The following is a 10,539-nucleotide window of genomic DNA, read 5'->3' as shown; positions in this document are numbered from 1 at the left end:
TAGCCCGCCAAACGGATTGCGGCCGCCGAGCCCGTCGGGTGTGTCAAGTTGGCGCTGACGCACCGGAATCTGAGACACCCTCACGCCCGTTCGACAAGCTAACGGCAGGCAAGCCCTCTCCGGTTCGACTGAGCTCACCGAAGTCCAGAGAGAGAAGGAGAAATGCTCGCGCCGCACACGCGTTTTTTGTTTCTAGAGGCTCGAAAGTGGTCGGCGCGAGCGGCGCAGCTCGGCCAAGACCTCGGCGATGTCGGGCGCGAGCGGGGCATGGAATTCCAGCCGCTCGCCGGTTGCGGGATGCCGCAAGGCAAGGCGCAAAGCGTGCAGCGCTTGGCGCTCCAAGAGAAGATGCGTGTCGTCGGGGTCGCCGCGGAGTTCGCCGCGCGTTAGTTGCGAGCGGCCGCCGTAGTGACGGTCGCAGAGCACGGGGCAGCCGACGCCATTGAGATGCACGCGAATCTGGTGCGTGCGGCCGGTCTTCGGTGTCACGCGCACTGCGGCGAAACCGTCGAAGCGCTCGATGATTTCATAAAACGTTTGGGCCGGCCGGCTGGTCGGGTGATCGCGGCGCACGGCCATTTTTTCGCGCTGATACGGATGGATGCCGATCGGAAGATCGATCTGGTCACGATCTCGATCGGGATTGCCAACGACGAGCGCGAAATACTCTTTCTCGACTGTGCGCTGCTCGAACTGATCGGCCAGCGCGAAATGGGCGCGATCGGTCTTGGCGACGACGAGCACTCCGCTGGTGTCGCGATCGAGGCGATGCACGATGCCCGGCCGCGTCGGGCCGCCGGCGCCGCTGAGCTGATCGAAGTGAAACTGCAAGGCGCTCGTGAGCGTGCCGGCCCAATGACCTTTCGCCGGATGCACCACCATTCCCGACGGCTTGTTGATCGCGGCCAGCCACTCGTCCTCGAATAGCACGTCGAGCGGGATGTTCTCGGGCTGCGGCGCTTCGCGCGGAATCTCCGGCAGCGTGAGCCGAATCTGTTCACCGAGCCGCAGCCGATGAGCTGCCTTCGCCCGCTTGCCATTGACCGAAACGCCGGCCGCGTTTATGGCTCGGCGAAGCTGCACGCGGCTGTGCGTGGGAAACTTGTGCGCCAAAAACAGATCGAGCCGCTGACCTACGAACTCTTCGGTGACGAGCAGATCGAATTGCTGAGGGGCGAGGGGCGGGGGGCGAGGGGCGAGGGAGGAGTCGTCGCGCCCCAATGATGGATTCATTTCGCCACTGCGCTACTTGCCCGTTGTACTATTTGCCCGCCGCGCTCTTTTCGGCGGCGGGCTTTGAAGAATCGGGCGCGGCAGGCGCCGGCTTCGGCGAATCCGATTTCGCCGGCTCCGATTTTGATTTGTCGTCCTTTCCGTCGGCGGCCTTGGCTTCCGATTTGGCGTCGGTGGGTTTGGCATCCGTCGCCTTCGCCGCATCGCCGGATTTCGCGTCGCTCGATTTCCCTTCGCCCCCCTTCGATTCGTCGGCTTTAGCGTTGGGCTCGACGGTCTTCGGCTCGATCGGTTTCGGCTCCGGCGGCGGGTTCTTCGTCTTTCCGACGTCGGGCACCTCGAATCCAGGTGGCAGCGGCGGCAGACTCGGTCCCGTCGGTCCCTTTTCGTCAAGCGGGCTTGCAAACGGGCTTCCCTTGCCAATGTTGGATGTCGGCGGCTCAGTCGCTTCGAACCAGTCGTACCAGTTCTTCGCGGAGTCGCGGGCCAATTCATCGAGCCGCTGCTGGGCCCGCTTTTCGTAGGGACCGCTGGGATAGTTCTTCACCAACTGCTCATAAGCCTCGCGGGCCTTGGAGAGTTGATCGAGCGATTCCTGCGACCGACCGATTCCAAACAGGGCATGCTCACGCTCTTGCGGATGGACGGCGTGCTCGGCCACGTTCTGATAATCGTCCAACGCGGTGCGGATCAGATCGCGGCCAGTCGATTTCTGCACAAACAGTTTCGTGACGCCGCTGCTCAATTCCATGTCGGCCAACACTAGCTGCGACCAGATCGCGGCCGGCTTGTTGGGATATGTCTTGACGACTTCCCGCAAGCCTTCCATGTCCTGCCGGTCGATGGCCTGCCAGGTTTGATCCCAACTGGCGCCGTCTTCCGCCTCCGCCCGCTTCGAGAGATAGAGATAAGCACAGACGACCACGAGCGCCGCCAGCGCCACTCCGAGCAAGCCCTTGGCGTACGGCTTGGCGTTCTCGCCGACGTCGCTCAGCATGTCGGCCAAGCTATTGTGCTGCAATTCGTGGCGGCGTTCGGTTTTCATCATTCGCCCAATCTGGACCTCAAACGGCCGAGAGGGACTGTCCCCTTCCGTGCATGCACCATCGCCGTGGTGCTCGTCGGGACAAAAGGGAACTGTCCCCCTCTCCGCAGGCCAATTTCGGTTAGGCCCTAACTCACGTAGCTAAGGGAGTATAGGGCGTTCCGGCGAATCCAGTCAAGCGCAAGCGGCGCGAAAGAGGGGACGATGATGGCACTACAGGCCAGGGTCCCTGTTGTGGAAGTGGCGGGGCGACACGCTTTGAAGGCTCGGGGTGTCCAGACGGCGACGCGCCGCCCCGCCCAAATTCGATGACAAAGCTTAGCGAGGGAGTCGAGGCACATCGGGGGCCGCCGGCAGCTCATGGAAACTGCCCGTCGGCAGAGCCATCAGCGGCACTGTCGGCCGCGGATGCTGCTCATCGAAAACCTTCAGTTCGCCTCGCACGATATGAACGTCGTTCGGCGCTTCGATACCCAGTGTCACGCGTCCACCTGATACCCGACTGACCACCACCGTGATTCCGTCACCAATGACGATCTTTTCACCCACCTTGCGTCTAAGAATCAACACGGGATCCTCCCTGCGTCTCTGAGTAGATACTATGAAAAAGTTCGCCTCTCCGCAAAAAGAGTGTGCAATTCTAATGCCGTCCGCTATCGGGAAGTCCCGCAAATGCGATTTGCCGCTACGTAACTTTCAATATACAAATGGGTTATGGCAAAATAATGATGCGATGTCTGATGTTTCCGCTGACTCGAGTTGATCCAAAATCGTCTCAAATCGAGCGGAAAGTCTCATTTCAGGAACACAGCCGTCACTGAATGCACAGAGGGCGGTCCCTACATGGGCGGCGACGCCGTGTGTCGTTGCCGACCGCACGAACTCTCTCAACTCGGCACACGAACCTAGCGGTGCCGCGTTATTGGTTGATTAGGGCTTAGTGAGATAGTCGCGAAATTCAACGACGCAGCATTTGCTACAATCTGCTAGCGCGCCATTCAACCGTTTGGGAAATCAACTGTGGACTTTGGCAATGCCAACGAACGATATCGATCTAGTTGCCTGCCGCGGCCGCCAGCGGCGCTTGCTGGAGCGGATGGCCGAATTGAAGCTCGATCTGGTCATCGTGACTCAGATCGAGCATGTGCAATGGTTGACTGGGCCGCGGTTCGAATGGAAGTTTCAACCAGTCGCGGTCCTCTCGGCCGACGGGCGAATGACTTTGGTTGCCCCGAGCGACTCGCGCGATCCAGCGGAAGCAGACGAAGTTCTTCATTACGATGCCAAATGGCTTTCGACGCTTCGCCAGGACCAGCGAGCTGCTTCGTCGCAAGTGTTGCTAAAAGCTCTTGCGGCTCGCCCGAAACCGCGATCGATCGGCGTCGAATTCTCCTCCTTCCCGCCGTGCCTGGCGGCGCCGCTGCCCGCGAAGTTGATCGACATCGAGCCGGTCATGCACCACTTGCGCCGCCGCAAGGATCCTGACGAACTCGCGCGGCTCAAGAAGGCCATCGCGGCGACCGGCGCGATGTACGCCCGGGCACGCGAAATCGTCGCGCCGGGCGTGAACGAATTGGACGTGTACAACGAACTCCAGGCGGTTGCCGTGAGAGAGTTCGCCGAGCCGCTGACGGGGACCGGCAACGATTACGCGTGCGCAGTTCATGGCGGCCCGCCGCGCGATCGACGCGCCGAGGCGGGCGAGCTTTACATTTTGGACCTCGGGCCGGCATATCGCGGCTATTTCGCCGACAACTCGCGAACATTGGCCGTTGGCGGCCGGCCGAGCGACCGGCAGCTTCAGGCCTGCGACCATGTCCGCCAAGCGTTTGCCATCGTCGAGCGCGTGGTTCGTCCAGGTAAGCGTTGCCGCGAATTGTACGAAGAGGTACGGCAACACTTAGAGCAGTTTCCGGACGGAACCTGGAATTCGCACCTCGGTCACGGCATCGGCCTGTTTCCGCACGAGCCGCCCCATTTGAATCCTAACTGGGACGACACATTTGAGGCCGGGGATGTGATCGCGGTCGAGCCGGCCATCTATGCGCCTGACCTGCGCGCGGGAGTCCGCTTGGAAAACGACTATCTCGTGACAGACCGCGGAACGGAACTGCTAAGTGATTTCCCCATCGGCCTGACGTAGCAGCGATGCGCGCCACTTTTTGCGTTTCTACCCGATTGCGGCCCGCGACTTGCTTTAGTAGGCTGAGCGCATTCACTTCCGATCGATTTTCGAGGTAATCTCATGGCCAAATATGCTTTTCCCGAGGTGCTAGTTTCGACCCAATGGGTGGCCGAGCACCAGCAAGACGCGCAGATTCGGATCGTCGAGTCGGACGAAGACCCGCTCGTCTATCAACAGGGGCACATCCCCGGCGCCGTGCGGCTCGATTGGCACACCGAACTGGAAAACCCCGTGATCCGCGATTTTGTCGATAAAGAGCACTTTGAGACGGTGATGCGCTCGAAGGGTATCGCCAACGACACGACGGTTGTCTTTTACGGCGACAAGAGCAATTGGTGGGCCTGCTATGCCTTCTGGGTCTTCAAGCTTTACGGCCACGAGAAATGCCTGATCATGGACGGGGGCCGCAAGCGCTGGGAACTAGACGGCAAGCCCCTGGTGCGCGACCCCGAACCAAGCTATCCGCCGACGGAGTACCACGCCAAGGATCCCGATCCGTCAATTAGGGCATTCCGCGACGAAGTGCTCAAGCACGCCCGCTCGGGCAAACCGCTGGTGGATGTCCGCTCGCCCGGCGAATTCACCGGCCAATTGCTGCACATGCCCGACTATCCACAGGAAGGCGCGCTGCGCGGTGGGCACATCCCCGGCGCGGTGAATATCCCTTGGGGCAAGGCGGCTAAGGAAGACGGCACGTTCAAATCGCCCAAGGAATTGGAGCAGCTTTATTTGAAGGATGGCGGGCTCAAGCGAGGCGCCCGGATTGTGGCCTATTGCCGGATCGGCGAGCGATCGAGCCATACCTGGTTCGTGCTCAAGTATTTACTTGGGTTCCGAAACGTAAAGAATTACGATGGCTCCTGGACCGAATGGGGCAACGCCGTCGGCCTGCCGGTTGAACGAGGGCCGGGAGCGGTCGCACCCACCGAGCCCAGTTCCTTCGTGCCGAGCGCGCCTCCGCAGCCAATCGCGGAAACGCCGAAACCAGAGCCAGTGGCGCACGCTGCAGGATAGAATTGTAGGGTGTGTCAAGCGAAGCGCGGACGCACCGTGCATCAGCGGCCATTTCCGGTGCGTCTGCGCGGACTTGATGCACCGTACCGGAACTAATTGTCCCGCCACGGATTTCATGTCCACTGCCGCGACAAAACTCGATCGGATCGTCGATGAATTCGCCGGGCTGGAACCGCGCGAGCGGCTCGAGTTGTTGCTCGAATTCGCCGAAGGACTGCCGCCGCTTCCGCCGCGGTATCAGGCAGAGAAGGATCGTGGCGAGCACCGCGTTCACGAATGCCAAACACCCGTGTTCCTGTGGGTCGAGGTGAACGACGGCCAGGTGCAAGTCTACGGCGACGTGGCCCCCGAGGCGCCGACGGTCAAGGGCTTCGTCGGCATCCTTGTCGATGCCTTCTCCGGCTCTTCGGCTGAAGAGGTTTTATCCGTCCAGCCCGACCTCCTGCAGCGCCTCGGCCTGGTCCAAGCCCTCGGCATGATGCGCATGCGCGGTCTACAAGCGATCCTGTTCGCCATCCGAGATCAAGTGCGCAAGGCAGCAATTACCGATTGACGAATTTGGCTCAAGATCAGGTTATGAGGGCAAATTGCACAATCCTACGACCCACTCGATGATACGGCTCGCCATGCTTGCCGTCTTAACTTCCTTATGGATCGCCCGCATTGGCGCAGCGGTCGAGCCGCCGAAGGAGAATACTCCTCTGGTAACCGACTTAAATCAGTCCGCGCCTCCGGTCATAAACGACGACGATTCGGCTCCGACGATCGCGAAAAAAGCATTCGATGCTCAGGGCGGTAAGCAGACGCGTGATCGCTGGAAAAGGGGATATGCTAAGTACAAGACGCCCCAGAACGTGTTTGGCCAGAACTTAGATGTGACGATCGAAGACACTTTCGATTTTCCCAACAATGAAAAACGGATTGTTTACACTGGGCTACCCGGTGAAGACGCGACGATTACCTTCGTGACCATCGGCGGAACATGCTGGATTAAGGCGGGCAATAAGGAGACGTTTTCGACCCCAATTCAGCGGCCGCAGACCGAACACGCGTTCGCATCCCTTTGCGCGATACCCGCCGATGCTTCAAAGGACGCCAAGCTCTCCAAGCTGGAGGATGGCAAGATTGATGATCGCGCGATGGCGCACATCCGAGTCGAATCGGAGAAGAATGGAACGGTCGAGTGGCTGGTGGACAAGCAAACGGGTTTGTTGAGCGGCACCAGGAAGTTCGGCCGAATGCCGGGCTCAGATAAGGTTTCCTCGCTCGAAGTGAATTTCGCAGATTATCGGCGCGTTCAGGGCAGCATGGTCCCGATGAAGGTGACGGGCTATCAAGACGCGAAGAAAACCATCAACCTGACGATAATTGCTCTCAAATTCCTCGATAAGATTCCGCCGGAAACCTTCACCAAACCTTGAGCCCCTACCGCCGCTCAATCACGCCCGTCGTCGCGCTTCTTTCCTTCGCTCGTGCTCGGCGCGGAGAATCTTGCGGAGGCGGATTTTGCCGGGGGTGACTTCGACCAGTTCGTCTTCCTCGATGTACTCGAGCGCGGCTTCCAGGTTGAGTTGCCGCGGCGGCTTGAGCAGGATGTTGCGGTCGCTGCCGGTCGCGCGCATGTTGCTGAGCTTCTTTTCCTTCGTCGGGTTGACCGTCATGTCGCCGGTGCGGGCGTTCTCGCCGACGATCATCCCTTCGTAGACTTCTTCCCCCGGCCCGACAAACATGTCGGCCCGATCCTGCAAGCCGTCGAGACCGAAGGCGACGGTCCGGCCGGCGACCATCGAGACCAAGACGCCGTTCCCCCGGCCGGTGATCTCGCCTTCCAGCGGCCGATAGCACTCGAAGCGATGGTGCATGATGGCGGTCCCCTGCGTGGCGTTCAAGAGCCGCGTGCGGAGGCCAATCAGGCCGCGGGCGGGGATCGAGAAAAGTAAGTGAGCATATTCACCGCGGTTGTGCATTTCGATCATTCGCCCGCGGCGAGCGCCGACCATTTCCATCACAGGTCCCATTTTTTCGTGCGGCACTTCGACCACCAGCGACTCGAACGGCTCCTCCGTGATTCCGCCGACCTGCCGCGTGATCACTCGCGGCTTGCCAATCGAGAGTTCATATCCCTCGCGGCGCATCGTCTCGATGAGCACGCCGAGGTGCAACAGCCCGCGCCCCGAGACAGCGAACATCTCGGTCCCTTCAATCGGCTCGACTCGCAGGGCGACGTTGCGCTCCAATTCCTTCATCAACCGGTCGCGAAGGTGGCGGGTGGTCACGTATTTGCCCGATCGGCCCGCGAGCGGCGAGGTGTTCACCGCGAACACCATCTGCAGCGTCGGCTCATCGACGGCCAGCCGCGGCAACGCGCGTGGGTTCTCGATACAGCTCACCGTGTCACCGATTTCGACATCCGGTAGCCCGACAATCGCCGCGATGTCGCCGGCGGTGGCTTCTTCGACCTCGGTCCGACCGAGCTTGTCGAACAAATACAGCTCCGTCACCTTGGAATTCACGACCTCGCCGTGGGCCTGCATGAGCGCGACTTGCTCTCCACGGCGGACTGTGCTCGACTGGATTCGCCCGATGGCGATCCGGCCGACGTAGTCTGACCAATCGAGCGTGGTGACGAGCATCTGGAGCGGCGAATCGGGATCGACCTCCGGTCCCGGCACGCGCTCGAGCACCATGTCCAAGAGCGGGTGGATCGAATCGCCGGGTTGGCTCGGATCGTGGGTCGCATAGCCGCCGCGGCCAGTGGCGAAGATATACGGGAAATCGGCCAGCTCGTCGCTGGCGCCAAGTTCGAGGAACAGCTCGAACGCTTCGTTCAGCACTTCATCCGGCCGAGCGTCGGGGCGATCGATCTTGTTGATCACCACGATCGGCTGCAAGTGGCATTCGAGCGCCTTCTGAAGCACGAAGCGGGTCTGCGGCATCGGCCCCTCGGCCGCGTCGATGAGCACCAGCGCCCCGTCCGCCATCCGCAGCACGCGCTCGACCTCGCCGCCGAAATCGGCGTGCCCGGGCGTGTCGATGAGGTTGATCTTCACGTCCTTGTAGTGCATGGCGATGTTCTTGGCGAGGATGGTGATTCCCCGCTCGCGCTCCAACTCGTTGGAATCGAGGATGCAATCCCCAACCAATTGGCTCGCGCGGAACTCGCCGCTTTGCCGCAAAAGGCAATCTACGAGCGTGGTCTTCCCGTGGTCGACGTGGGCGATGATGGCGATATTGCGGATGTCGTTGCGACGCATAGATCAATTACGAAGGTTGAAGGACAAAGGACGAAAACTAGACCATTTCGCCGCGGCACTTGTGCGGCGCTGGATCACCGCGGCTGGACCGCTGAAACCGATCCGGCGGCAGCGGCAGTTGCTCGCCAGGAGGAGCCGCCAGAGAAGCCGGTCAACGCTGCGCGTTTGTTAGCAGCAGTCCGGCGGGTGGGTGAACAACACAGCCGTCCGATAGCGGAAGCCAAATTGCGGGTCGGCGTTCATGGCTGCGTTGGGATAGTGAAGCAAGAAATCAGCGAAATCTCTCAACTGCCTCCAATTCTAGGTGGAAAGCTCACGGTAGACAACGGCAAATGCAATCGGTTTAACGATACGGCCTGCTCGATTCGCTGGTTCAGTTCATCGAGCTGGCGCAAGACCTGCTCTTGGCGGTCCTCCAACTCGGTCAATAACTCGGGGCGGGCAGGCGAGCGGTCGGTCATATTCGCGGAATCTCCAAAGTTGCGGAAGTCGGAGGTCAGTGGTTGGAGGTCGGAAGTCGGCGAGCCGGAGGCGTCAGCGCCCAGAACTCCAACCGAACCTTCGTCACGCATCGGCAGCCGGGCGGCGCTAGATTCACCGGCCGAGCAAATCGACGGTCAAATGGCGACGATTGGGCAATTTTTTCCGGCGAGGTCATCACCGAATGTTCCGCTGCCGCTAAATCTGCCGGCTCGCGACTGCCAACGCGATCCGCCCGGACGGAATAAGAGCCGACGGGGCCAACGGGCGGCCAAAGGGCCAATGAAACGGCCCGATTTTTGCCGATGCGCAATAGACAGCGCTAGCGCTGAGCGTGTAGACTAACCGATTCCCAACCGGCTTCGCGACCGGCCTAAATCGGGAGGCCATGCCGCGAGCTTTACCAATTCGATTGCCCGAAAAAAGGAGGACGTGTGGTTAAGTTGAATGTCCGGGATCGCGAGTCGATCCAAGAGGCAGTTCGCCGCTTCCGCAAACTGGTGGAACGAAGCGGCATCAAGAAGGAGATGCGCCGCCGCGAGTATTACGAAAAGCCAAGCGAGACGCGTCGCCGCGCCCGCCTGCGAGCCGAGCGTCGCTCGCGCCGCACCCGCCTGCTGGGCGCTTAGCAGTTGTCTGAATCGTTCAATTCTGTTGCCCGCCCCGCGCGACCTTTTGCCGGCGGCGCGCCAGTCCAACAATTGGCACACCGAGAAGCAACAGCGCAAGGGTCGTCGGTTCTGGTACAGAGACCGCGATAGTGTATAGATTGGGTTGCGCGAAATTGCCGAACGGGTTGTCGAGCGTATTGTTGGAGTTGTCGATCCAGGCCGGGCGGAAGACCCCCTTATAAAAATCCAGTGCGCTGTAATCGCCGAACGCATTGTTATTGTCGTTGAACGTCGCGGAATAGGAGTAGGTGTCACTCCTATTCAGACCGATGTTGGCCGGAGGCTGAGGCGGGCCCTGCGCGCCGGCGGGCAGATTACTCACCAAAAAGTCGTTGCCGAAGCTGGTGCCGCCATTTAGGCTCAGGTCGGCAAAAAACTGAGTCGTCGCAAAGGTCGCATCGGCGCGCGTGTCGTACCAGGATGAGGCCAGATTTCCCGTCGTCTGATCCACGGCAATCCGCGGCTCGAACGAACTGCCGGAAACCGCGGCGGATATGGCTCGATCGTTCACCCAAGTTTGTCCTCCATCCTTCGACGTGACGTACCGCACTTGCGTTTGATTGGGCTGACCGGGCAGCGCGGTGGCATCCGTATACACCAGATAGAGGTTGCCATTGCTTGCCCCTCCGCTGTGGTCCCAAGCCAAGCCGGCTTCCG

The 10,539-nt window shown here is 60.7% G+C and carries 10 protein-coding genes; 5 read left to right on the top strand and 5 right to left on the bottom strand.

The annotated features are described in order from the left end of the window. Positions 1 to 192: 192 nt before the first annotated feature. The 3 genes from VGY55_09405 to VGY55_09395 form a co-directional block, all read right to left on the bottom strand. Positions 193 to 1,233, bottom strand: coding sequence for an RluA family pseudouridine synthase (locus VGY55_09405; protein HEV2970194.1), 1,041 nt, complete (start codon positions 1,231 to 1,233; stop codon positions 193 to 195). Positions 1,234 to 1,261: 28 nt separating this feature from the next. Beyond that, positions 1,262 to 2,278 (bottom strand): tetratricopeptide repeat protein, encoded by a 1,017-nt coding sequence (locus VGY55_09400; GenBank protein HEV2970193.1) that lies wholly within the window; start codon positions 2,276 to 2,278, stop codon positions 1,262 to 1,264. 318 nt (positions 2,279 to 2,596) lie between these two features. Then, a complete protein-coding gene (locus VGY55_09395; protein HEV2970192.1) occupies positions 2,597 to 2,848 on the bottom strand; it encodes a carbon storage regulator in 252 nt (83 codons plus the stop codon). 463 nt (positions 2,849 to 3,311) lie between these two features. On the opposite strand from VGY55_09395, the gene VGY55_09390 reads away from it, so the two are divergent. The 4 genes from VGY55_09390 to VGY55_09375 all read left to right on the top strand — a co-directional run bounded on the left by VGY55_09390 (position 3,312) and on the right by VGY55_09375 (position 6,898). Then, positions 3,312 to 4,421 carry a Xaa-Pro peptidase family protein gene (locus tag VGY55_09390; GenBank protein ID HEV2970191.1) on the top strand — a complete coding sequence of 370 codons (1,110 nt, stop codon included), beginning with the start codon at positions 3,312 to 3,314 and terminating at the stop codon, positions 4,419 to 4,421. Between the two features lie 102 nt (positions 4,422 to 4,523). Next, a complete protein-coding gene (locus VGY55_09385) occupies positions 4,524 to 5,477 on the top strand; it encodes a sulfurtransferase (protein ID HEV2970190.1) in 954 nt (317 codons plus the stop codon). 115 nt (positions 5,478 to 5,592) lie between these two features. After that, a complete protein-coding gene (locus VGY55_09380; GenBank protein HEV2970189.1) occupies positions 5,593 to 6,030 on the top strand; it encodes a SufE family protein in 438 nt (145 codons plus the stop codon). A gap of 58 nt (positions 6,031 to 6,088) precedes the next feature. Further along, entirely contained in the window at positions 6,089 to 6,898 is an 810-nt protein-coding gene (locus VGY55_09375) for a hypothetical protein (GenBank protein HEV2970188.1), read from the top strand. Positions 6,899 to 6,916: 18 nt separating this feature from the next. Here VGY55_09375 and typA read toward each other — a convergent pair whose 3' ends face one another. Further along, a complete protein-coding gene (gene typA / locus VGY55_09370) occupies positions 6,917 to 8,731 on the bottom strand; it encodes a translational GTPase TypA (protein HEV2970187.1) in 1,815 nt (604 codons plus the stop codon). Positions 8,732 to 9,645: 914 nt separating this feature from the next. Here typA and rpsU point away from each other — a divergent pair. Further along, positions 9,646 to 9,840, top strand: coding sequence for a 30S ribosomal protein S21 (gene rpsU, locus VGY55_09365; GenBank protein HEV2970186.1), 195 nt, complete (start codon positions 9,646 to 9,648; stop codon positions 9,838 to 9,840). A gap of 16 nt (positions 9,841 to 9,856) precedes the next feature. Here the strand turns inward: rpsU and VGY55_09360 are convergent. Then, the coding region (locus VGY55_09360; protein HEV2970185.1) for a PEP-CTERM sorting domain-containing protein at positions 9,857 to 10,539 on the bottom strand (683 nt) is incomplete at its 5' end.

This window comes from Pirellulales bacterium (assembly GCA_035939775.1).
GTDB lineage: Bacteria > Planctomycetota > Planctomycetia > Pirellulales > DATAWG01 > DASZFO01.
The sequence above is the reverse complement of the archived record's forward strand: the minus strand, read 5'-3'. Positions and strand labels throughout refer to the sequence as shown.